This window comes from Faecalibacterium faecis (assembly GCF_040096475.1).
In the GTDB taxonomy this organism is placed as follows: Bacteria; Bacillota; Clostridia; order Oscillospirales; family Ruminococcaceae; genus Faecalibacterium; species Faecalibacterium taiwanense.
Genome location: NZ_JBBMEP010000024.1, coordinates 14,353 through 37,784 on the forward strand (window position 1 = coordinate 14,353; position 23,432 = coordinate 37,784).

Sequence of the window (23,432 nt, forward strand, 5' to 3'; positions counted from 1 at the left end):
GGAAAAATGATTGATGCTTATGCAAAAGAGCAAAGCCGGCGGGCTTTGCTCTTTTGCTTTTTCACGGGTGGGGACGCAGAGGAAAGCGGCATTTAATTCAAAAGGATCAGCCATGCTTCGCAGCATGGAAGCAGAAATCCAAAACAGAAAAAGAACAGAAGATCCAGCACGAGCCGCATCAGACGGGTAAGCGGCGTGCCGAGAGACATGGCGTGAATGATAAAAAGATTCGCCTCACCCCAGCGCCGGTAGTAACCGGTTTGCTCAAAATTGTTCCAGAGTTCAAGAGATAGAAATTCAAATCCGGCAAACAATGGAAAAATGACTAGGGAGGACATCCAGCCGTCGGCCTGAAGCGAACCATCGCTGAGAGTCCGCCAGTGCACAGCTAATCTGCCTGGACAGGCAAAAATTCCCCACAGGGCAAGTGCAATGCTTAATGCAAGAAGAGCAGTACGCACAGAATGCCAGTCTACAGTGTGCTGGCGGCGCAGCATGGTGAAAAAATCTTCCAGAGGAACGGGAGGAGTGTCATCTTTTTGACGGGAGTCATGACAGTGCATCAGGTCAGCGAGGGTCAGGCCCAGCACATCGGCCAGCGGCTCCAGCGTGTTGATGTCTGGCAGCCCGATGCCGCGTTCCCAGCGGCTGACGGCTTTATCCGTAATGTGAAGCTGCTGAGCCAGTTCGGCCTGCGTCATGTTCCGCTCCCGGCGCACTTGTGCAAGGAATGCACCAAATTCTTTTGCATCCATTCTGCTCACATCCTTTTCCACAGGATAACACAGAAATGTGGAAAACACAACCGACGGAGCGTTTACCTTCCGGCTTACAAAACAAAAAGGACGTGCTCCCTTGCGGGAACACGTCCTTTTTACTGCTTACGTATAAGTATCAGTCAGAGATCAGCTTACAGCTGGGGGCCGGCAGAGACCAGAGCCTTGCCGTGCTCGTTGCCCTCGTACTTCTTGAAGTTCTTGATGAAGCGGCTTGCCAGATCCTTGGCCTTCTCTTCCCACTGGGAAGCGTCAGCATAGGTGTCGCGAGGATCCAGAATGCCGGTGTCCACGCCGTTCAGCACGGTGGGAACCTCGAAGTCGAAGTAGGGGATCTTCTTGGTGGGCACATTGTTGATGTCGCCGTTCAGGATGGCGTCGATGATGCCGCGGGTATCCTTGATGGAGATGCGCTTGCCGGTGCCGTTCCAGCCGGTGTTGACCAGATAAGCCTTAGCGCCGCTCTTCTGCATCTTCTTGACCAGCTCCTCAGCATACTTGGTGGGGTGCAGCTCCAGGAAGGCCTGGCCGAAGCATGCAGAGAAGGTGGGGGTGGGCTCGGTGATGCCGCGCTCGGTGCCTGCCAGCTTTGCAGTGAAGCCGGACAGGAAGTAGTACTGGGTCTGCTCGGGGCTCAGGATGGAGACCGGGGGCAGAACGCCGAATGCGTCAGCAGACAGGAAGATGACATTCTTTGCAGCGGGTGCAGAAGAAATGGGGCGGACGATGTTCTTGATGTGGTTGATGGGGTAGGACACACGGGTGTTCTCGGTAACGCTCTTATCAGCGAAATCGATGTGGCCCTCAGCATCCAGAGTGACGTTTTCCAGCAGAGCGTTGCGCTTGATGGCGTTGTAGATATCGGGCTCGGAGTCCTTATCCAGATTGATGACCTTTGCGTAGCAGCCGCCCTCGAAGTTGAACACGCCGTTGTCGTCCCAGCCGTGCTCGTCATCGCCGATCAGCAGACGCTTGGGATCGGTGGACAGGGTGGTCTTGCCGGTGCCGGACAGACCGAAGAAGATGGCGGTGTTCTCGCCGTTCAGGTCGGTGTTGGCAGAGCAGTGCATGGAAGCCATGCCCTTCAGCGGCAGGAAGTAGTTCATCATGGAGAACATGCCCTTCTTCATCTCGCCGCCGTACCAGGTGTTCACGATGACCTGCTCCTTGCTGGTGATGTTGAACACAACAGCAGTCTCAGAGTTCAGGCCCAGCTCCTTGTAGTTCTCAACCTTGGCCTTGGATGCGTTGTAGACAACGAAATCGGGCTCAAAGTTCTCCAGCTCCTCAGCGGTGGGCTTGATGAACATGTTGGTGACAAAGTGTGCCTGCCATGCAACTTCCATGACAAAGCGGATGGCCATGCGGGTATCCTTGTTGGCACCGCAGAATGCATCCACCACGTACAGGCGCTTGTTGGACAGCTCCTTCTGAGCGATGGCCTTCACAGCAGCCCATGCTTCCTGAGAAGCGGGGTGGTTGTCGTTCTTGTACTCGTCGGAAGTCCACCACACGGTGTCCTTGGAGTTCTCGTCCATAACGATGAACTTGTCCTTGGGAGAACGGCCGGTGTAGATGCCGGTCATAACGTTCACAGCACCCAGCTCGCTGACCTGGCCCTTTTCGTAGCCTTCCAGACCGGGCTTGGTCTCTTCCTCGAACAGCTGCTCGTAGGAGGGGTTGTACACGATCTCAGTCGTGCCGGTAATGCCATACTTGGTAAGATCCAACTTTGCCATATTCGCTATACCTCTACTTTCGTTTGATCCATACGTCCTGTATAGGGCACAGCGTTTCCCGGCGGGCCGGGCGCTGCGCAGAAGGCTTGCAGTTTGTAAATGCAAATTCTCCTGTATACCATTATACATAAAAGTATCCCGAAATCAATAAACGAATCGTGCTATTTGCAGAAAAGAAACAAATTTCATTAAGAAATTTAACTGCCTGAAACAATTTCAGGAAACAAAAGCAGGGGGCGAGACCTGAAAAAATAAGGTGGAAAGGCAGAAAAACAATTTTTTGATAAAATTTTGACGAGCTGGTATCCATGAAAAACCGAGCACAAAAACGGCCCTTCCCGCAAAACGGCGCGGCAGGGAAGAGCGGAACAGGAACCACAGCTCGATTTGTGCAAAATTTACGAGATTTTGACGATTTTTATGACAAAGAAGCTTTGCCTGTGGTATACTGTATCTGACAAAAGGACAGCCCCGCTTTTTCTGTGTGCTACATATAAAAAGGAAAAAGATCATGAAGACCATCTACATCCTGCTCACCCGGTCGGGTACCCTGCTTTCAAACCTTGTTTACGCTGTTACCGGTGCAAATTATACCCACGCTTCGCTGGCTTTTGACGAAGACCTGAGCTGCCTGTACAGCTCTACCCGCAAAAACGGCTATACCATGTTCCCGGCAGGGCCCAGCAGGGAATACCTGAACCGGGGTGTGTTCCGTCTGCGGGAGAACGTGCCCTGCGCACTGTATGCGCTGGATGTGAGCGATGAAGCCTACACCCGTGCCCGCCGCCGTGCCGAGCACATGATGGCCCACGGCAGCCTTTACCAGTTCAACGTTATCGGTCTTGCGCTCTGCGGGATGCATATCCGCTGGAAGCGCCGCCGGCACTATTTCTGCTCCCAGTTCGTCAGCGAGGTGCTGGAAAAGAGCGGTGCCATGGAGCTGCCCAAGCACAGCACCCTGATGCACCCGAACGACTACACCCGGCTGGAAGAGCTGCGGTGCGTATACAAGGGTACACTGGCCGGCCTGCCGCAGCGCCAGCAGATGGAATTTGACCAGAACGATACGGTGATCAGCGTATATCTGGGGCTGGCGCTGGGCCTGTTCCACACCGGCGCGGCCCGAGTGTGGAAGATTTTTTGAAAAAATTGAATTTTTGTGTTGACAAAGCAGGCGTGCTATGCTAAAATAGCCAAGTCGGGAGCGAACACCCGATGCAAAATGGACGTATGGCCCGTTGGTCAAGCGGTTAAGACAGAGGCCTCTCACGCCTTTAACATCGGTTCGATTCCGGTACGGGTCACCATTTTATAGTAGTAAAACGGTCATGTGCCGTTTTATATAGATGCCTCTTTAGCTCAGTCGGTTAGAGCACCTGACTGTTAATCAGGGTGTCGCCTGTTCGAGTCAGGCAAGAGGCGCCAGCAAAGCGATGGAAGTTTTCCATCGCTTTTTTCTTTGCGTTTAAGATTTGTTGACAGAAAAAAGTACAGGGGATATAATAATAATTGGCTATATGGCAAGCCAGCTCGCCTGTGCAAAGATTTCATCAGCCATACGGTTTTTCCAATAGTTCCAACCAATTATAATTGTCTGCTTATGCGGTTACAGGTGCGCTGGAACAGACGATGATTTTGGGAGGTACTCTAATGGACAAGATTGCTTATTTTAAATTGCAGGCAAAGAATTTATTTCGTGACTTTAAAACACAGACCTTTGATGAAGAGGGCTTGACTCGATATTCACCAAGGTTTTTTAAAGATATTGATGATATTCTTTTGTCCTATGATGTTGATGAAGAAGACTTTAAATTGATGAATGCGCAACACTTGATAGCTAATCTTGCGGGATTTAAGTGTTGGAACGAGTTGCTTCATGCAAGTGACGATGCGTTAGAATTAGGAAAGCTTTTGCTGGATAAACGCAATGATGGACTTCCGGCGTGTATGGGAGATCCACTAGAAGTTAGTTGGGAAATGTATCTTTGGGAGAATAAACTTCAAAATTTGTCAGACAGAGATAAGTTGGCTATATTTAAGGGCATTTATTTGGATGAACTCGCAGATGAATATGGGCTTGATGAAGAAGAACAAAAAGAAGTCCACGAACATTATGAATATGAAGATTATGGCTATGACAAGGAACTGGCAGATTACTTCAGAACGCTTGATGCGCTGACCGATGAATTAGAACAACTATAACTACACCAAAAAGGAGAACATCATGAAAAAAATCATTCTGACAGGCGACCGTCCCACCGGCCGCCTGCATGTGGGCCACTATGTCGGTTCCCTGAAGGAGCGGGTGCGCCTGCAGAACTCCGGCGAGTACGATGAGATTTACGTTATGATCGCCGATGCACAGGCCCTGACCGATAACGCCGACAACCCGGAAAAGGTGCGCCAGAACATCCTGCAGGTGGCGCTGGATTATCTGGCCTGCGGCATCGACCCCGCCAAGACCCATATTTTCATCCAGTCCATGGTGCCGGAATTGACTGAGCTGAGCTTCTACTATATGAACCTCGTCACCGTGAGCCGCCTGCAGCGCAACCCCACCGTCAAGAGCGAGATCCATATGCGCAACTTTGAGACCAGCATCCCGGTGGGCTTCTTCTGCTACCCCATCAGTCAGGCTGCGGACATCACCGCCTTCCACGCCACCACCGTGCCTGCCGGTGAGGACCAGAAGCCCATGATCGAGCAGTGCTGCGAGATCGTGCGCAAATTCAACGCTGTTTACGGCGATACCCTGACTGAGCCGGAGATCGTGCTGCCCCAGAACGCCGCCTGCCTGCGCCTGCCCGGCACCGACGGCAAGGCCAAGATGAGCAAGAGCCTCGGCAACTGCATCTACCTGTCCGAGGAACCGGAGGACATCAAAAAGAAGGTCATGTCCATGTACACCGACCCCAATCACCTGCGGGTGCAGGACCCCGGCAAGGTGGAGGGCAACCCGGTGTTCATCTATCTGGACGCCTTCTGCCGCCCGGAGCACTTTGCCGAGTTCTGGCCGGAATACCAGAACCTCGACGAGGTGAAGGCGCACTACCAGCGCGGCGGTCTGGGCGATGTGAAGGTGAAAAAGTTCCTGAACAGCGTCATGCAGGCCGAACTGGAGCCCATCCGCACCCGCCGCAAGGAGTGGGAACAGCGCCTGCCCGAGGTGGTGGAGATCCTGAAGGAGGGCAGCGCTTATGCCGAAAAGACTGCCGCCGCCACGCTGGCCGAGGTGCGCAAGTCCATGCGGATCGATTACTTCGACAACGACAACCTGTTGAAATAAAATCTATGAGAGTGTCCGGGATGCCGCAGGTGTTCCGGACACTCTTTTTATAGTTTACGAAAATTGCATAGAAAATGCGGTCAAACTGTGTTAAAATAGGGGCAATAAGTACAAAAAGCCCCCGCTCTGGGGGCGAGAGGAAAAAGGAAAATCACCATGCAAAAGACCATCTGGATCACTGGCGCAAGCTCCGGCATCGGGCAGGAGTTTGCACGCCGCTATGCAAAGCTGGGCTGCCGGCTCATCCTGACCGCCCGCCGCACCGACCGGCTGGAAGCGCTGGCCGCAAAACTGGGCACGCCCTGCCGCATCCTGCCTGCCGATCTTGCAAAGGAAGAGGACTGCCAGCGCCTTTTCAAGGAGCTGGAGGGGGAGACCATTGATATCTTTATCAACAACGCGGGCTTTGGCGTGTGCGGCAGCTATCTGGAGACCGACGACGCCCGGGAAGAGGAAATGATCCGGGTGAATGTGGAAGCCATGGCGCGGCTGTTCCGCTTTGCGGTGCGCAGGATGCACGCGGCAGGCGGCGGCACCATCCTGAACGTGGCGTCCTCGGCGGGGCTGCTGCCCGGCGGGCCCTATATGGCGGGCTACTATGCCAGCAAGGCCTATGTGGTCAGCCTGACCCGGGGCGTTGCCCGGGAGCTGCAGGAGCTGCACAGCCCGGTCTACGTGTGTGCGCTCTGCCCGGGGCCGGTGGATACCGAGTTCAACGACCGGGCGGGGGTGGTGTTTGCCCTCAAGGGCATCACGCCGGAGTTCTGCGTACAGGAAGCCATGCACGGCATGATGCACCGCAGGATCATCATTGTGCCCTCGGCTTTTATGCGGGCATGCACCACGGCGCAGAAGCTGCTGCCCGCCTCCCTGCTGATGCCCATTGTGGCACGGCAGCAGAAAAAGAAGCTGGGATGATATTCTGGATGGCTCAATATGGCTCTTGTCAACAAGCCCAAATTTTTCCGCCGAAATTGTGCGCACCGCTAATGGCTGAAACCGTGTATACAAGAAAAACCCGGGTTTTTGCAGCTTTGCACGACTTTTCACGAAAAAATTTCCCGGAAAATTAAAAATACAGCAAAAATGCAGAAGAAAATGCCTTGACAGAGCCCAAAAAGAATGTTACCCTGTATACAAGAAGGATGCTGAAATCGAGAGTTCGGCTTTTTGAGCGTCCTGCAGAGCAAAAACGGGGCTTCCCCGCAAAGGAACAATTTGATTGGAGGACTCTATTATGGCACAGTGCACTCCCAAATCTTTTGATCTGACCGGCAAGGTCGCGCTGATCACCGGCGCATCCTACGGCATCGGCATGGCGATTGCAAAGGCAATGGCAGCCAATGGCGCTACCATCGTGTTCAACGACATCAAGCAGGAGCTGGTGGATAAGGGCATCGCTGCTTACACAGAAGCAGGCATCAAGGCTCACGGCTACGTCTGCGACGTGACCGATGAGGATGCCGTCAACGCCATGGTGGCAAAGATCACCGAGGAAGTTGGCCACATCAACATTCTGGTCAACAACGCCGGTATCATCAAGCGCATCCCCATGACCGAGATGAGCGCTGCTCAGTTCCGTCAGGTCATCGATGTTGACCTGAACGCTCCCTTCATCGTGGCAAAGGCCATCATCCCCGACATGATCGCACAGGGCGGCGGCAAGATCATCAACATCTGCTCCATGATGAGTGAGCTGGGCCGTGAGACCGTCTCCGCCTACGCTGCAGCCAAGGGCGGCCTGAAGATGCTCACCAAGAACATCGCTTCTGAGTACGGCGCATACAACATCCAGTGCAACGGCATTGGACCCGGCTACATCGCTACCCCGCAGACCGCACCTCTGCGCGAGATCCAGCCCGACGGCAGCCGTCATCCCTTCGACCAGTTCATCGTTGCCAAGACCCCCGCAGGCCGCTGGGGCGAGGCAGAGGATCTGGGCGGACCTGCTGTCTTCCTGGCATCCGAGGCTTCTGACTTTGTCAATGGCCTGATCCTGTACGTCGATGGCGGCATTCTGGCTTACATCGGCAAGCAGCCCCAGTAATGGCTGAGGATATCCCAAAGGACTGAGCACGGCGGCAGCCGGGCAGGCTTTGCCTGCTGGCTGCCGCTTTTTGTGTTTGTATGGGAAAGGATGTTGTGTTATAATGGAAAAACAGCATAAAGACGCAGTATGGGTGCCCCATGCCGAGATCGAGCCGGAGGTGTGCGGCAAGGGCGTAAAGCGCCGCATTCTGGCCTACAGCAAGGATGCCATGTGCGTGGAAAATACCTTTGAGACCGGCGGTGTGGGTGCCATGCACTGCCACCCGCACACGCAGGTCACCTACATCGTCTCCGGCCGCTACCGCTTTACCATCGGCGACGAGACCCGCGAGGTGGGCCCCGGCGACACCCTGCTCAAGCAGGACGGCGTGATGCACGGCTGCGTCTGTCTGGAAGGCGGCGTGATGCTGGACTTCTTTACCCCCATGCGCGAGGACTTTGTATAACACCTGCACCTGCAGGAGAAGATCATAAAAGGAGAAGAAACTACTATGAAGATCGCACTCATCAACGAGAACAGTCAGGCCGCCAAGAACGGCATCATTGAAACTGCCCTGAAAAAGGTAGTGGAACCCATGGGCCACGAGGTGGTCAACTACGGCATGTACGCTGCCGACGATGCTGCCCAGCTGACCTATGTGCAGTGCGGCATTCTGGCTGCCATCCTGCTGAACAGCGGCGCAGCCGATTACGTCATCACCGGTTGCGGCACCGGCGAGGGTGCCATGCTGGCCCTGAACAGCTTCCCCGGCGTGATCTGCGGCCATGTGGAGGACCCTGTGGATGCCTACACCTTTGCCCATGTGAACGACGGCAACGCCGTTGCCATGCCGTTTGCCAAGGGCTTCGGCTGGGGCGGTGAGCTGAACCTTGAGTACTGCTTCGAGAAACTGTTCGGCTTCGGCCACGGTCAGGGCTACCCCAAGGAGCGCGTGGAGCCTGAGCAGCGCAACAAGAAGATTCTGGACGGCGTGCGTGCCGCTACCTTCAAGCCGCTGATCGAGTGCCTGAAGAGCATCGATCAGGACCTGCTGAAGGGCGCTGTGGCCGGTGCAAAGTTCAGCGAGCTGTTCTTCGCCTCCTGCAAGGACGAGGAGCTGGCAGCATACGTCAAGACCCTGCTGTAAGAGGATGCTGCTATGGGCTGGCTTTATCATCTGAACGCAGGCATTACCCATGGACTGGAAGGCTTTCTGGAGACCGCAGTGCCCATGATCGCGGGCCTTGCCGAAGTGATCGGTCTGTTCATCATCGTCACCAGTCTTATCAAGGCCACCTACCACTATGTGCGGGCGACCTTCTTCCATGACCACCATGATTTCCACCACGAGATGAGCAGCGGCCTGACCACGGCGCTGGAATTCCTGATGTCGGCGGAGATCGCAAAGACCTTCCTTTTGCAGAATCTGGAGTCGGTGGTGCCGTTGGCTGCTACCTTTGCACTGCGCGCCATGATGAGCCTGATGCTGCACTGGGAAATGCAGGGCGGACACCGCTCCGGCCGCAAAAAAGCAGAAAACGACACAGAAGCGGAAAAGAATGACTAGTGCGCAGCTGAAAACAGAGTTTTGCCAAACTTTTGCCGTGATAACTTTCTTTGCGTTGTGAAAAACGTAAAACCTTGACATGAACCCTTGACACTTTTGCACAAAGGGACTATACTCTTGCCATCGAAAGCAAAGGCGCTGACGGAATTGATTCCGCCAGCGCCTTTTGTGTTTTCGGGGATATTGCCGCTCGGGGGAAGATAGAGGGTCTCCTGAGTGCAAATGAAGCGTTCCTGCGTGCGATCGGCACGGGGAACACCGCACGCGCCAAAAGGTTCTGGTGGCCTTGCGGCATCACATTCGTGGGAGGTATGAAAAGTTATGTTCAGCTCCATCAACACCTGTTGGACGCTCGTGGGAGCGTTCCTTGTCTACTTCATGCAGGCGGGCTTCGCCTTGTGCGAAGCCGGTTTCACCCGTGCCAAGAACACCGGTAATATTCTGATGAAGAATATGATGGACTTCTGCATCGGCACCCCGTGCTACTGGATCATCGGCTTTGGCCTGATGTTCGGCGGCACCGGCGCACTGATCGGCGGCTTCGACCCGTTCATTCAGGGCGATTACAGCCATCTGGGTCTGGATATCCCGCTGTGGGTCTACATCGTGTTCCAGACCGTGTTCTGCGCAACGGCTGCCACCATCGTTTCCGGCTCCATGGCCGAGCGCACCAACTTCAAGGCTTACTGCGTTTATTCTGCTGCGATCTCGCTGGTGGTCTACCCCATCTGCGGCCACTGGATGTGGGGCGGCGGCTGGCTGCAGAGCATGGGCTTCCATGATTTTGCAGGCTCTGCAGCAGTCCACAATGTGGGCGGTGTTATCGCTCTGCTGGGCGCATGGATGCTGGGTCCCCGCATCGGCAAGTACGACAAGAACGGCAAGCCTCACGCCATTCCCGGCCACAACCTGACCGCCGGTGCTCTGGGCGTGTTCATCCTGTGGTTCTGCTGGTTCGGCTTCAACGGCGGTTCTTCTCTGAGCCTTGCCACCGACGAGGCCATGACCATGACCGGTCTGGTCTGCTTCAATACCAACCTTGCTGCAGCCGTTGCCACCTGTGTGACCATGATTTTTACATGGCTGCGCTACGGCAAGCCCGATGTTTCCATGACCCTGAACGGTTCTCTGGCCGGTCTGGTGGCGATCACTGCAGGCTGCGATACCGTTTCTCCCTTCGGCGCATTCTTCATCGGCTTTGTGGCCGGCCTGCTCGTTGTTCTGAGCGTTGAGTTTTTCGATAACATCGCCAAGGTGGATGACCCTGTTGGTGCAGTTTCCGTCCACTTTGCAAACGGCGTGTGGGGCACCATTGCGGTGGGCCTGTTCTCCACCGGTGCCAACACTGAGCACGCAGGTCTCTTCTACGGCGGCGGTCTGGCACAGCTGGGCACCCAGCTGCTGGGCCTCGTTACCGTTGACATCTACGTTGTCGTTGTGATGTTCATTATCTTCAAGCTCATCGATAAGTTCATCGGCCTGCGCGTTCCCGCAGAGGTGGAGATCGACGGTCTGGATATCCACGAGCATGGTCTGGCATCCGCTTACGCTGGTTTCTCCATCTCCGATGCAAACTCTGCTGCCATGGTGCCCAACGAGAACACCGACCTCGGCGAGGACGATGTGACCAAGGCCACCGACAAGCAGATCAGCGCTGCCGTTCCTGTGGTGCGCGAGCCTTCGCCCGTGATCCACGATGGCGTGTACGACACCGGTATGCACAAGGTGTCCATCATTGCAAAGCTTTCCAAGTTCGATCAGCTCAAGACTGCCCTCAACGATCTGGGCGTTACCGGCATGACCGTCACTCAGGTGATGGGCTGCGGCATCCAGAAGGGCACTTCCGAAAAGTACCGCGGCGTGCCTGTGGATACCACCCTGCTGCCCAAGATCAAGGTGGAGGTGATCGTCTCCAAGATCAGCGTGGACGCTGTGGTGGAGGCTGCCAAGAAGGCACTGTACACCGGCCATATCGGCGACGGCAAGATCTTTGTGTACAACGTGACCCGCGTGGTCAAGATCCGCACCGGCGAAGAGGACTTTGCCGCCCTGCAGGATGTGGAGTAAAGCTCCAAAATTCTAACAGCTGTCCCGCTGCGGTGCAGGTGCACCGGCACGACACCGGCCTCTGTACAGCGGCGTGATATACGTGTTTGCGTCAGCAACGAAAGCTCCAGTGGAGCTTTCGAGCGGCCAAACGGTCTGCGAAAGCAGATGGAGGGGCCTCGCCCCGACAAACTCCCTTTGTTCTCCTTTTTCCTTTTTTCTGATCCGACTCAAAAGCCCCGCTTCTGCGCACAAAGAAGCGGGGCTTTTGACATTTGTTTTACCGGGTATGTAAAAGTTGTATAATATCCTTTGCCGTTCTTTGGTTGACATTGATAGAAAAACATGTTATGTTTTGGCGCATATAGACAAAATCAGATCGAAAATAAGAGAGGTGCGGGGAAGAAACATGTGGAAAATAAAGGAATGGTTCCTGCATTATAAGGAAGCGATCCGGGTCTCGCTTCTGGCGCTGTTCCGGTGGACGCTTCTGGCTGTGTGCACCGGCGTGCTGTGCGGCGGCATCGGAACGCTGTTCCATCTGGCAGTGGAATGGGTGACCGAGCAGCGCACGGAGCATGTCTGGCTGCTATGGCTTCTGCCTGCGGCGGGCATCGCCATCACGGCTCTGTATAAGGCGACGGGCTGTGTCGGCAAGGGCACCAACGATGTGCTGCGGGCCGTGCAGGACGGCAGCTCGGTGACGCCGTGGCTGGTCCCGGCCATCTTTCTGGGCACTGTGCTCACCCATCTGTGCGGCGGCTCGGCCGGCCGCGAGGGCGCAGCGCTGCAGATGGGCGGCAGCATCGGCTGGAATATCGGCCGGGTGCTGCACTTCAACAATCATGACTGCCGCACGGCTACCGTGTGCGGCATGGCGGCATTTTTTTCGGCGCTGTTCGGTACACCGCTGACCGCGACCCTGTTTGCGATGATGGTGGTGGATGTGGGCCTGATGCTGACCGTGGCCTTCGTGCCGGGCTTTCTGGCGGCGCTTATTGCATACAGCATCTCGCTGAAGGCCGGCATTGCGCCCACACGGTTTGTGATGGAAGCGCCGCCGCTGGATGCCCGGACGGTGGTGCGCACCGCCGTGCTGGCCATGTGCTGCGCGGTGGTGGCGGTGATTTTCTGCCAGATGCTGCACTTTTTTGAGCATGAGATCCCCAAACTGCTGCCGAATCCGTGGGTGCGGGCTGCTGCAGGCGGTGCGGCTGTGGTGGCGCTGTCCTACCTGATGGGTGTGGGCCGCTATAACGGTGCCGGCATGGATGTCATTATGGATGCCGTTGAGCTGGAGCAGGCTCTGCCGTGGGACTTTGTGTGCAAAATGGTGCTTACGGTGCTGACCCTGAGCGTGGGCTTCAAGGGCGGCGAAGTGGTGCCGAGTTTTTACATCGGCGCAACGTTTGGCTGCGTGGTGGGGCCGCTGCTGGGGCTCCCGGCGGGCTTTTCTGCTGCAGTGGGTCTGGTGTGCGTGTTCTGCGGGGCGACCAATACGTTGGTGGCTTCCATTGTACTGGCGGCTGAGCTGTTCAGCGGGGCCGGGTTTGAGCTGATGGCGCTGGCCTGCGGCCTGAGCTATATGTTCTCCGGCTATCACAGCCTGTATTCCAGTCAGGGGTTCCGCACCAGCAAGCTTTTTTCGGAATTCCTGCAGCCGAAGGAAGAAAAATGAAGAAAAAATTTCATGGCTGCGTCTCTTGATTTTTTCGGCGGGACGTGCTACAATCAGCGTAGTTTCATCCTGTAAAAGCGATGATGCGGACAAACTGAGTTCCTGTTTCTCCATGACCCAGAGAGGGCTGCCCCGCAAGGGCGCTGCAAGCAGCCTGTCATGTGCCGGAGCTCTACCACCGCAGAGCGCAGAGGAGAACCTCTGCCGGGTGCGCCCGTTACAGCACAGCGAGTGGCACGCAGAGGCGTGCAATTCGGGTGGAACCGTGGAACGTTTCTGATTTTTTCAGGCGCTTCATCCCGTGAGTAAGTGTGCGGGATGAAGCGCTTTTTTGTTTTACTTTATCTGTCAAAGGAGCAAACATTATGAAGATCATCTATAAGGACGGTCATGTGGACGAGTGCCCGCAGGATCAGGAACTGCACGTTATCCGCCACACCGCAGCCCACATCATGGCGCAGGCCATCAAGCGCCTGTATCCGCAGGCTGATTTCGCCTTCGGCCCTGCCACCGAGAACGGCTTCTACTACGACGTCGATCTGGGCGACCAGAAGCTCAGCGACGAGGATCTGGCAAACATCGAGAAAGAGATGCGCAAGATCGTCAAGGAGAACCTGCCCATCAAGCCCTTCATCCTGCCCCGCGCCGAGGCCGTGAAGCTGATGGAAGAGCGCAAGGAGAACTACAAGATCGAGCACATGGCTGATCTGGCCGATGAGACCGAGTTCAGCTTCTTCCAGCAGGGCGAGTACGTGGATATGTGCATCGGACCCCACCTGACCTACACCAAGGCGCTGAAGGCCTTCAAGATCACCCAGCAGTCCGGCGCATACTGGAAGAACGACAAGGAAAACAAGATGCTCACCCGCATCAATGGCGTGGCCTTCCGCAATCAGGAAGAGCTGGATGCATGGGAGAAGGAGCAGCAGGAGGCCCGTGAGCGCGATCACCGCAAGATCGGCAAGGAAATGGGCCTGTTCATGACCGACGATCTGGTTGGCCGCGGCCTGCCCATGTTCCTGCCCGCAGGCTACACCGTCTGGCAGGAGCTGGAGAACTATATCAAGGAGAAGGAGCGTGCACGCGGCTACCTGCACGTTATGACTCCCTGCATCGGCACTGTGAACCTGTATAAGACCTCCGGTCACTGGGATCACTACCGTGAGAACATGTTCCCCGCCATGGAGATGGAGGGCGAGAGCTATGTTCTGCGCCCGATGAACTGCCCCCACCACATGATGATCTACGCAAATCGTCCCCATTCTTACCGTGACCTGCCCATGCGCATCGGTGAGATCGCCCACGATTTCCGTTACGAGTCCTCCGGCACCCTGAAGGGCATCGAGCGCGGCCGTCACTTCTGCCAGAACGATGCTCACCTGTTCTGCACCCCGGAGCAGATCAAGAGCGAGGTCGCAAACGTGTGCGACCTGATCTTTGAGGTGTACAAGGACTTCAACATTACCGATTACCGCTGCGTGCTGAGCCTGCGTGATCCTGCCGATAAGAAGAAGTACCACGACGATGATGCCATGTGGAACCATGCAGAGCAGGCCCTGCGCGAAGTGCTGACCGAGCTGGGCATCCACTTCACCGAGGAGATCGGCGAGGCTGCCTTCTACGGCCCCAAGCTGGACGTGAACGTCAAGCCCGCCGTGGGTGCCGAGTACACCCTGTCCACCTGCCAGCTGGACTTCTGCCTGCCCGCAAAGTTCCACCTGACCTATGTGGACAAGGACGGCACCGAAAAGACCCCCGTGGTGCTGCACCGCGCCATCCTGGGCTCTCTGGACCGCTTCATGGCTTACCTGATCGAAGAGACCAAGGGCAAGTTCCCCACCTGGCTGGCTCCCACGCAGGTCAAGGTGCTGCCCGTCTCCGAAAAGACGCTGGACTACGCCGAGGGCGTGACCGAAAAGCTGGTGGAAGCCGGTGTCCGTGTTGTGCTGGACGACGACAACCAGAAGATCGGCTACAAGATCCGCGAGGCACAGCAGGTGGACCGTGTGCCTTATATGCTGGTTCTGGGTGCCAAGGAAGCCGAGGCAGGCAACATCTCGGTGCGTGACCGCAAGGGCGAGACCACCACGATGGAGCTGGATGCGTTCATCGCAAAGGTGACTGCCGAGATCCGCAACCGCAGCCTGTAAGCAGACACTGCAAAACACAAAGCGCCGCTTTCCCGGCAGGGGAGAGCGGCGCTTTTTTTGCTGCAGCGAAACGCCAAAGGCCGCTGCTCAAATGGAAACAGCGGCCTTTGGCGTTGGATGTTTTACAAAAAGGAAATCAGGCATTTTCCTTCTGGACGCTCTTGACGGCTAGAGCCTTGGCGGGCTTCATCAGCAGCACGCACACGCCGTTGAAGAGAACGGAACCCACGATGAAGGTGATGAAGAACTGGGGCAGGTGGGTGGCCAGAGCGGTGGTGTCGATGCAGGCCACAGTCAGGTAGGCAAAGCCCACGTTGTTCAGCACCTTGGGTGCGTAGGGGTGCAGGATGATGAGGATGAACAGCACCACGGCCAGCGGGATGAGGAAGCCGAAGAAGCCGCCCAGCACCGGGGTCAGGGCCGTGATGGAAAGCAGAGCGATCACAGTGAGGATCAGGCCCACAAGACCACCCAGCTCAACGGTGACGAAGCGATCCTTCACATCGCCTTCCAGCGTGAACATCATGATATTGCTCAGAAAGATCAGCCAGCTGTACTCCAGGCCGGTCACATGGATGATGGCATTGGCAATCAGGATCCACACCAGCAGCATCAGGCGGAAATACAGCAGAAAGCGCTTGGTAACGGCTTCATTCATGATAAAATACCTCTTTCTTGATTGTATTGGAAAGCTTTGCTTTCACTAAAGGACACTTTTTGACAGGTAAAACCTGCATTGATGCCGCCATTATACAATATTCACATGGCAAAAACAATACTTTTGCAAGAATAAATTGCATATTTTGGAAATTTTAACTTGCGAAACGAAGGGACGATTGAAAAATGGCAGAGCGAGGCGGAGCCATTTCAAATTGTTTTTCTGTCCAAAATGGAGTATAATGAGACAATAAATATTCTGCCGCGGCTGCGGCTCAGATACGGGAGGAACCTTATATGAACAAACCGGTACTGGTGGTCATGGCGGCTGGCATGGGCAGCCGCTACGGCGGCATGAAGCAGATCGACCCGGTGGGGCCGAACGGTCAGGTGATCGTGGATTATTCCCTTTACGATGCCCGCCGCGCAGGCTTTGAGACGGTGATCTTTGTTATCAAGCATGAGATCGAGGATGCTTTCAAGGCAGCCATCGGCGAGCGTGTATCCAAGGCCATGAACGTGAAATACGCCTTCCAGCAGCTGGATGAGCTGCCCGCAGGCTTTGCCGTTCCGGAGGGCCGTGTCAAGCCCTGGGGCACCTGCCACGCCGTTCTGGCTGCAAAGGACCTCATCGACGGCCCGTTTGCAGTCATCAATGCCGATGATTATTACGGCCCGGAGGCCTTCCGGGTGATGTATGATTACCTGTCCACCCACGAGGACGGCAGCTATTACGACTACTGCATGGTAAGCTATCTGCTCCGGAACACTGTCTCCGAGAATGGCAGCGTGGCCCGCGGCGTATGCGTGACCGAACCCGACGGCACTCTGCACAGTGTGACCGAACGCACCCGCATTGAAACGTACGAAAACGGCGTACACTTCACCGAGGACGGCGGCGCAAGCTGGACCGATCTGCCCGGCGATACCCCGGTGAGCATGAACCTGTGGGGCTTTGGCAAAAGCTTTCTGGACGAAGCCGAGCAGCGCTTTGCGGGCTGGCTGACCGAAAATCTGCCTAAAAACCCGCTCAAGTGTGAGTATTTCCTGCCGCTGGTGGTCACGGAGCTGATCGAAGAGGGCAAGGCAAAAATTCAGGTGCTGCGCAGCACGGATAAATGGTACGGCGTTACCTACCGTGAGGATAAGCCGCTGGTGGTGGAAGCCATCGCCCGCAAAACGGCAGAGGGCCAGTACCCGGAGAATTTGTGGGCCTGACCATCTTGACCATTTAGAATGGCCTCCGCGTGCGCTCTGGCCATAATCAGTGGAATTATTATTTTTATTTTGAACTCCAGAAAAATCTGCGGATTTTTCTGGAGTTCTTTTTCACGGGGAGGGGGTCGAAATTGGCAAATGCTGCTGCCCGGCACAACTTTTCTGTAAAACAAAAATCGGAAACGACCGCAGTCGTTTCCGATTTTTTTAACGTTTAATCACTTATTTTGTCTGGGGAGGGGTAAGGGATGCCCCTTCATCCGAGAAGATCCAGAGCGTTTCATCGATATGAGAGCCACTCCTGGAGTAGGGTGTCACCTTGACGCGGAAGGTGGTGTCGTCGGTCTTTTTATAGGTGTGCTCCACGATGTCGCCGGTCAGGACCTTGCTGCGGATATAGTTGTAGTCCAGCAGGTCCGCCAGACTCTCGCGGTAGGCGGGCTGCACCTGCGTATCACGGTACTGCTGCAGAACGGCGAGGAAAGAGCCGCCGGAGGTGTCCAGAATTTTCTGGAAATAGTCCGGGACGATCACGCCGCGCATACGGTCGGTCTTCAGATCCACAACGAACACGCTCTTGTACTTGGGGGCAAGGACCCGCAGGAAATGCTCGGCATCCCGCTTTTCGGTCAGGGTCTGCTCCAGCTTCTCGTTCAGGCCCCGCAGCTGGCGCTCCTGGCCGTTGCGGGCATAATAGGCCTGCTTGTCCTGCCGCATGGCAGCTTCGGCCTGATTCATGGCATCGTCCAGCCGGTGCAGGTTGTTGGTGCTCTGGATGCCCACCGAGATCTCATATTCCTTCTCGCGCAGGAAAGCACGCATCTTGTCCACAGCCACCCACACGCTGTAGGGCGGCTGGTTCGGGGTGAAGATCACGAATTCGTCACCGCCGATGCGGTAGATGCGGCTGGAAACAAAGAACTTGCGGGCCGCATTGGCAATGAAGCAGAGCATGGCATCGCCGCTGCGGTGGCCCAGATGGTTGTTGATCTCGTGCAGGCCCACCACATCGATGTAGGTGCACACCATGGAGTCGTATTCGCTGGACTGCAGCGTCCGCAGATCGGTCTCGAAGAGGCTGCGGTTCAGCAGGCCAGTCAGGGTGTCGTGGCTGTAGGAGAAGTCCAGCTCCTCGCTGAGATGGTCGGCCTGTGCATCCTCACGCACCACCACGGTGGCCCATGGGTTCTGGGCGCAGCAGTTGCGGCAGGGCAGAAATTCCATGGTGATCCACACGAACTGGCCGGACACGTTTTTGCGGAAGCGGTAGGCCTCCGGCTGCTGGGTGCTGAAAACAGCGGAGCGCAGGGTCTCCAGATCGGTCTGGTCGGTGAACATCTCCGCGTCGTCCGGTTGGATCACCTTGTTCGTCACCATGCGCTCACAGTAAGCGGCAAAGTCCTCCTCAGTGTCCGAACCCGCACCGGGCAGGCGTGGATCCCGCTTGATGACCCGGTATTCGCCGGTGGAAAGATTCAGCAGGGAAAGCTCCAGCACATTATCCGCAAAGATCTGGTAGGCCTGCAGTGCCAGTGCGGTCTGCTCACTGTCAGAGACGGGGAACCGGCGGTCACGGCGCAGCAGGTCGCGGCGCATATCCCAGTAATCCTCGCTGTTGGGCTGGGCCAGCAGGGCCTCGGCATTCTCCACCGGCATGGGCTTGTAGAAATAATAGCCCTGCGTATACAGGCAGTCGGCGGCCTGCAGCATGGAGACCTGCTCCGGCGTTTCCACGCCCTCGGCGATGATGGGCAGATTCAGGCGGTGGGCCATATCCACCACCGATTCCACGATCTGCACGCCCTTGCTGCGGTTCTGCTGGTTCATGTCGATGAGCTTCATGTCCAGCTTGATGGCATCCACGTTGGTGTCCTTGAGCATATTCAGCGAAGAATAGCCGCTGCCAAAGTCGTCCATCATCACAGAGAAACCTTTGCGGTGCAGGCCCTGGATGGTGTTTTCCACCAGAGAAGCGTTTTCGGCCAGCATGGTCTCGGTGATCTCGGCCAGCAGGAGCTTGGGCTCCAGCTGATACTTTTCCACAAGGTTGGAGAAGATCTGCGGCACGTCCAGATTGACGATATCCACCACAGAAACGTTCACAGATACAGGCACAAGATTGCTGCCGCTCTCCTGCCACTTGTGCAGGGTCTTGCAGACAGACTCCCAGATGTACTGATCCAGCTGGGTCACAAGGCCGGTGCTTTCCAGCAGGGGCATGAACTCAGACGGGGGCACGCAGCCGCGGGTGGGGTGGTTCCAGCGCACCAGTGCTTCCATGCCCACGATGGCGCGGGTCATGCTGTTGCACTTGGGCTGCAGAAAGAAGCAGAACTCGTGATTTTTCAGGGCGTGCTCCAGCTCGCTCAGCAGCTGACGCTGCTTCTTGAGACGGCTGAGCATGGCCGGAGTAAAGGGGTGCATACCGCCTACGGCCGGGCTGGGGTCTACCGATGCGATCTGTGCAAGTGCATCGGGTTGCGGTGCGCCGACATTTTCATTCGACTTCAGTTCTTCGGACATGATAAATCCCTCGCTGTTGGATGTTTTCGACAAAATATGGCATTTTAGAAAACAGTATAGCACGATTTTAAACCTTTGAAAATAGATATTTAAAACATTGCGACATTGCGGCAAAAAAGAACGGAACACCAGACGGGTCCGGAAGGCGGGGCATAAAAAGACCGCTGCATTCCTGTGCAGCGGTCTTTTGGGCAGCGGTCTCAGGCATCCTTGCGGGTGTCGGAGCCGTTTTTCTTCGGTTCTTCTTCGGGGCTTTCCCGGCGGGCAAGACCAAGGCGCAGGGCCTTGAGGGTGGTCTTTTTTACGCCATGCTTCAGGCCGGGGAAGGCGCGCAGCATGCGGCGCGGGCCAACGATGCGGGGGGTGCGCAGCAGCTGGGCCTGCATTTCATCGCTGCGGGCCTGCAGCTCCTCGGCCAGCTGTTCCAGACGCAGCAGCTCGGCAGCGCGCTCCATCGTGCCCTTGGCGGCCAGCTGTGCAGCCTTGGCGGCTTCGGCCGTGTTGAGCTTGGCGATCTCAGAAGCACGCTTTGCGGCCTCGCGGGCCTCTTCGGTCTTGGCACGGACGGCGGCCAGCGTTTCACGCAGGGCGCGCTTTTTCGGTGCGGCTTCGCGGGCCTCGGCGGCAGCAAGCTTGAGCTGCAGGCGCTGCTCGTCCAGCTTCTGGTCGGCGTTCAGGGTGGTGGTGCCCAGCAGCTGGGTCATGGCATCGCTGACGGCATGGATACTGTCAGCCAGCTGCTCCATGGCATCCAGCGTCTTGGCCAGACCGGAGGCGGCAAAGGCCGTAACGACTACGTCTGCCGCGTAGACCGCATAGAGCACACACATAACGACAAAGCCCACAAAGGGCGGGATCATATCCACAAGACCGGCGACGACCGGGTGGACGATGCGCATGACCACCAGCGTGCCCACGCCCCACAGCAGGCTGAATTCCAGACAGATGTAGCCGCCGATGTTGAAGGGAAAGTCACTGTAGTCCCACCAGCGGGTGTGATAAAGCTTATACAGTGCCCAGCCGCCTACCAGTTCCAGCGCACTGGGCAGGATGACACCGCCGATGTACAGCAGCAGGACGCTGTTCTGCAAAGGGGTCAGGGTGAACAGCACAATGACCATGCCGAAGCCGTAAATGGGGCACACCGGGCCGTTGAGAAAGCCGCGGTTCACCAGCTGACCGGTGGTGGCGGCGGCAAAGATGACCTCCAGACACCAGCCGGTGCAGGAATAAATGAGGAAGAAGGCCAGCACATGATACAGCGAAAAGCCGCATACTGTGGTGGTCGTGAGAAAGTTGAGCATAAAACACCTCCTGTGAGAATCATGCTGCTGTGCAGGTCAGTTCTGTTTTTGTACGATCTTGTATTCATCGCCCGGCTCAAAGAACGGGCAGGCGGCCGTGCTGCGGGAAAGATAGCGGGCCATCTCGTCCTCGTCCAGACAGCCGCCCTGAGCACAGTACCAGCTGCCGTACTCGTCCTGCACATTGTTCAGGCAGATCTCGCAGGGGTCATTCATTGCCTTCGCCTTCCTGTGCAGCCTTGGCAGCAGCCTCGGCCGCTTCGCGGGCCTGACGCTTGAGGATCTTCGGCTCGATCCATGTCACGCTGGCAGGGTCCGGGTCCTTGCGGGCGATCAGGGCCTTGATCTTGATGCCCATTTCGGTGAACATGCCCTCGTGTTCGGTGCGGATGTTCCACTCCGGCTCGTTCTCATGGAGGTCAAAGGTCATCCACTCGATGTCGTAGCCGGAAGCGGGGAAGTAATCCAGACTGTCGCGGAACAGATCATCGTCGTCGGTCTTGAAGTAGATCTCGCCGCCGTCCTTGAGGAACTCACGGTAGTTGATGAGCTGGCGCGGGTAGGTGAGGCGGTGCTTGTGGGAAGAGCCGTTCTTGCTCCACGGATTGCAGAAGTTGATGTAGATGCGGCTGACCGTATCCTCGGCGGTAATGACCCCCTTGATGCGCTCGATGTCGGTGCTCATGATCTTCACGTTGTCGATGGGGCGGCCTGCAGCCTGATAGGCGGCTTCGATCTTGCGCTTGGCGAGGATGAGCACCTTATCGGTGATATCGATGCCCAGATAGTTGTTTTCCGGGTGGGCGCAGGCCAACTGGGAGATAAAGCCGCCCTTGCCGCAGCCCAGTTCCAGCACAAAGGGCTGCTCCGGGCGGGCATACTGGGCGTGCCACTTGCCGCCCCAGATCAGCGGCTCGTGCACATGGAAGTCGGCTGCCATCAGCTCGTCGTGGGCATAGGGTTTGAAACGCATTCTCATAGTTTGTTGTTCTCCTTAAAATTAACGTGGCTCGCCCTCTCAGGCGCTGACGCGCCAGCTCCCCCAAAGGGGGAGCCCTTGGCAAAGCCGGAAGGTTTTCCGTACTGCCAAAGCCTCTCCCTTTGGGAGAGGTGGCTTTGCGAAGCAAAGACGGAGAGGGCGAGGATGCTTACCGGTTTTGCTCCCGCAAAAATTCCTCCACCTGTTCCGGTGTAGCGGCGCAGCTGCCCTGACAGATGCCGGGCTTGCCGCCGCCGCGTCCGTTCAGGGCGGCGTTCAGGGCTTTGGTCAGGGCGCGCACATCGCCGTCTGCCTGCGCGATGCAGTAGCCGGTGCCCTTTTCGGTGGGGGTCAGGGCGGCGCAGAGACCGGTGGTGGCTTCGGTCAGGCGCACCGCCAGTCGGTGCAGGCCGTCCGGGTCAAGGCCGGGCACTGTGCGGATGGCATCCTCACCGGGGTTTGCCAGCTGGGCAAGTGCATCGAACAGCTGAGAACATACGCCAAAGTGTGTAAACCTGAGCGCAGTATACTCATCGTAGACGCGATGCACCGCCACAGCGGTCTGGTCGGCCTTGGCCGAGAGCAGCGCCCCGATCTCTGCCTGCCGCTGGCGCATAGCCTGTGCAGCAAGCAATGCCCGCTGGCCGCACACCACGCTCAGCCGCACGCCGCCCTTGTAGTTCTCGCTGGCCAGAATTTTGATCTGTCCCACCTGTCCGGTGGTGCGGGTGTGGGTGCCGCAGCAGGCGCAGACGTCCGCACCGGGAATGGTCACGATGCGCACCTGCCCTTCGATCTCCTTTTTGGAGCGGTAGACAAGGGCGGCAAGTTCCTCCCGGGTGGGGTAGCTGACCAGCACCGGCACATCCTGCCACACGATGCGGTTGGCGGCAAGCTCGGCTGCCTGCAGGCCCTCGGCAGAAATGGGCACGCTGGTGTCCATGCGCACAGCCTCGGAACCGATATGGAAGCCCACGTTCTCGGCCCCGAACATCTGGTGCAGGATGCCGGAAAGGATGTGCTCACCGGTGTGCTGCTGCATTTTGTCAAACCGCCATTCCCAGTCGATGCAGCCGGAAACGGCAGTGCCGGGCACAGCGCTTTCCGGCAGAGCGTCCACGCTGTGCCAGAGGATGCCGTCATGCTCGTGCACATCGGTCACATTCAGCGTGGTGCCGTCCGGCAGGGTCAAGGTGCCCCGGTCGGCAGGCTGACCGCCGCCCTCCGGGTAGAACACCGTGCCGTCCAGCGCAATGCGCCCGCCGCCGGTCTTTTCGTCCGGCTCTGCGGCAAGGATGGTGCTCTCGCACTGGGTGCGGAAAGCGTCCTGTTCAAAGTATTTTTCTGTGCGCTGCATGGCGCGGGTACCTCCTGTTCAGGGTGCAGTTTGACGATTTAAAATGGCCGCCGCAGGCTCTGGCCATATTCAGCGGAAAATTTATTTTTATTTTTGCAGAATTGGAACGACTGCGGTCGTTGC

21 protein-coding genes and 2 tRNA genes are annotated in these 23,432 nt (G+C 56.8%); 14 read left to right on the forward strand and 9 right to left on the reverse strand.

Going from position 1 to position 23,432, the window contains the following annotated elements:
- Positions 1–92: 92 nt before the first annotated feature.
- From WMO17_RS11405 to WMO17_RS11415, 3 genes are all read right to left on the reverse strand, one after another.
- On the reverse strand, positions 93–755 hold the full coding sequence (locus WMO17_RS11405; protein WP_349138142.1) for a helix-turn-helix domain-containing protein: 663 nt from the start codon (positions 753–755) through the stop codon (positions 93–95).
- 155 nt (positions 756–910) lie between these two features.
- Entirely contained in the window at positions 911–2,515 is a 1,605-nt protein-coding gene (pckA, locus tag WMO17_RS11410) for a phosphoenolpyruvate carboxykinase (ATP) (RefSeq protein ID WP_097774186.1), read from the reverse strand.
- A gap of 216 nt (positions 2,516–2,731) precedes the next feature.
- Positions 2,732–3,037, reverse strand: a complete 306-nt coding sequence (locus WMO17_RS11415) for a hypothetical protein (protein WP_349138143.1) — start codon at positions 3,035–3,037, stop codon at positions 2,732–2,734.
- On the opposite strand from WMO17_RS11415, the gene WMO17_RS11420 reads away from it, so the two are divergent.
- The 13 genes from WMO17_RS11420 (at position 3,027) to thrS (ending at position 15,271) form a co-directional block, all read left to right on the forward strand.
- Positions 3,027–3,659, forward strand: a complete 633-nt coding sequence (locus WMO17_RS11420) for a hypothetical protein (protein ID WP_154256468.1) — start codon at positions 3,027–3,029, stop codon at positions 3,657–3,659. The genes WMO17_RS11415 and WMO17_RS11420 overlap by 11 nt on opposite strands.
- A gap of 88 nt (positions 3,660–3,747) precedes the next feature.
- Positions 3,748–3,822 (forward strand) — tRNA-Glu (locus WMO17_RS11425).
- Between the two features lie 41 nt (positions 3,823–3,863).
- Positions 3,864–3,940: transfer RNA gene (locus tag WMO17_RS11430), tRNA-Asn, on the forward strand.
- Between the two features lie 225 nt (positions 3,941–4,165).
- Positions 4,166–4,717: a hypothetical protein gene (locus tag WMO17_RS11435; RefSeq protein ID WP_349138144.1), complete on the forward strand. Its 552-nt coding sequence runs from the start codon at positions 4,166–4,168 to the stop codon at positions 4,715–4,717.
- 22 nt (positions 4,718–4,739) lie between these two features.
- Positions 4,740–5,801, forward strand: coding sequence for a tryptophan--tRNA ligase (trpS, locus tag WMO17_RS11440; RefSeq protein ID WP_097781017.1), 1,062 nt, complete (start codon positions 4,740–4,742; stop codon positions 5,799–5,801).
- A gap of 156 nt (positions 5,802–5,957) precedes the next feature.
- Positions 5,958–6,719, forward strand: a complete 762-nt coding sequence (locus WMO17_RS11445; RefSeq protein WP_005938331.1) for an SDR family NAD(P)-dependent oxidoreductase — start codon at positions 5,958–5,960, stop codon at positions 6,717–6,719.
- Positions 6,720–7,038: 319 nt separating this feature from the next.
- Positions 7,039–7,848, forward strand: coding sequence for a gluconate 5-dehydrogenase (locus WMO17_RS11450; RefSeq protein WP_005938335.1), 810 nt, complete (start codon positions 7,039–7,041; stop codon positions 7,846–7,848).
- 103 nt (positions 7,849–7,951) lie between these two features.
- On the forward strand, positions 7,952–8,296 hold the full coding sequence (locus tag WMO17_RS11455) for a cupin domain-containing protein (protein ID WP_005938337.1): 345 nt from the start codon (positions 7,952–7,954) through the stop codon (positions 8,294–8,296).
- Positions 8,297–8,341: 45 nt separating this feature from the next.
- A complete protein-coding gene (locus tag WMO17_RS11460) occupies positions 8,342–8,977 on the forward strand; it encodes an RpiB/LacA/LacB family sugar-phosphate isomerase (protein ID WP_005938339.1) in 636 nt (211 codons plus the stop codon).
- A 12-nt stretch (positions 8,978–8,989) separates the two neighbouring features.
- A complete protein-coding gene (locus tag WMO17_RS11465; RefSeq protein ID WP_097774183.1) occupies positions 8,990–9,397 on the forward strand; it encodes a DUF1622 domain-containing protein in 408 nt (135 codons plus the stop codon).
- A 321-nt stretch (positions 9,398–9,718) separates the two neighbouring features.
- Entirely contained in the window at positions 9,719–11,464 is a 1,746-nt protein-coding gene (locus tag WMO17_RS11470) for an ammonium transporter (RefSeq protein ID WP_097781013.1), read from the forward strand.
- Positions 11,465–11,852: 388 nt separating this feature from the next.
- A complete protein-coding gene (locus WMO17_RS11475) occupies positions 11,853–13,121 on the forward strand; it encodes a chloride channel protein (RefSeq protein ID WP_120081318.1) in 1,269 nt (422 codons plus the stop codon).
- 365 nt (positions 13,122–13,486) lie between these two features.
- On the forward strand, positions 13,487–15,271 hold the full coding sequence (gene thrS, locus WMO17_RS11480) for a threonine--tRNA ligase (protein ID WP_005938348.1): 1,785 nt from the start codon (positions 13,487–13,489) through the stop codon (positions 15,269–15,271).
- A 136-nt stretch (positions 15,272–15,407) separates the two neighbouring features.
- Here thrS and WMO17_RS11485 read toward each other — a convergent pair whose 3' ends face one another.
- Positions 15,408–15,929: a hypothetical protein gene (locus WMO17_RS11485; RefSeq protein ID WP_005938352.1), complete on the reverse strand. Its 522-nt coding sequence runs from the start codon at positions 15,927–15,929 to the stop codon at positions 15,408–15,410.
- Between the two features lie 296 nt (positions 15,930–16,225).
- Between WMO17_RS11485 and WMO17_RS11490 the strand changes: the two genes are divergently transcribed.
- The gene (locus WMO17_RS11490; RefSeq protein ID WP_097774179.1) at positions 16,226–17,146 is read left to right on the forward strand and encodes a nucleotidyltransferase family protein; all 921 of its coding nucleotides are present in this window, start codon (positions 16,226–16,228) and stop codon (positions 17,144–17,146) included.
- A 222-nt stretch (positions 17,147–17,368) separates the two neighbouring features.
- On the opposite strand, the gene WMO17_RS11495 is transcribed toward WMO17_RS11490, so the two are convergent.
- The 5 genes from WMO17_RS11495 to WMO17_RS11515 form a co-directional block, all read right to left on the reverse strand.
- Positions 17,369–19,669: a GGDEF domain-containing protein gene (locus WMO17_RS11495; RefSeq protein WP_349138146.1), complete on the reverse strand. Its 2,301-nt coding sequence runs from the start codon at positions 19,667–19,669 to the stop codon at positions 17,369–17,371.
- 200 nt (positions 19,670–19,869) lie between these two features.
- Positions 19,870–20,973 carry a putative ABC transporter permease gene (locus WMO17_RS11500; protein ID WP_349138148.1) on the reverse strand — a complete coding sequence of 368 codons (1,104 nt, stop codon included), beginning with the start codon at positions 20,971–20,973 and terminating at the stop codon, positions 19,870–19,872.
- A 36-nt stretch (positions 20,974–21,009) separates the two neighbouring features.
- Entirely contained in the window at positions 21,010–21,189 is a 180-nt protein-coding gene (locus WMO17_RS11505) for a DUF6472 family protein (RefSeq protein WP_097777082.1), read from the reverse strand.
- Positions 21,182–21,952, reverse strand: a complete 771-nt coding sequence (gene trmB / locus WMO17_RS11510; RefSeq protein ID WP_349138151.1) for a tRNA (guanosine(46)-N7)-methyltransferase TrmB — start codon at positions 21,950–21,952, stop codon at positions 21,182–21,184. Before trmB ends, WMO17_RS11505 begins: the two co-directional genes overlap by 8 nt.
- A gap of 169 nt (positions 21,953–22,121) precedes the next feature.
- Entirely contained in the window at positions 22,122–23,309 is a 1,188-nt protein-coding gene (locus WMO17_RS11515) for an alanyl-tRNA editing protein (protein ID WP_349138152.1), read from the reverse strand.
- Positions 23,310–23,432: the final 123 nt, after the last annotated feature.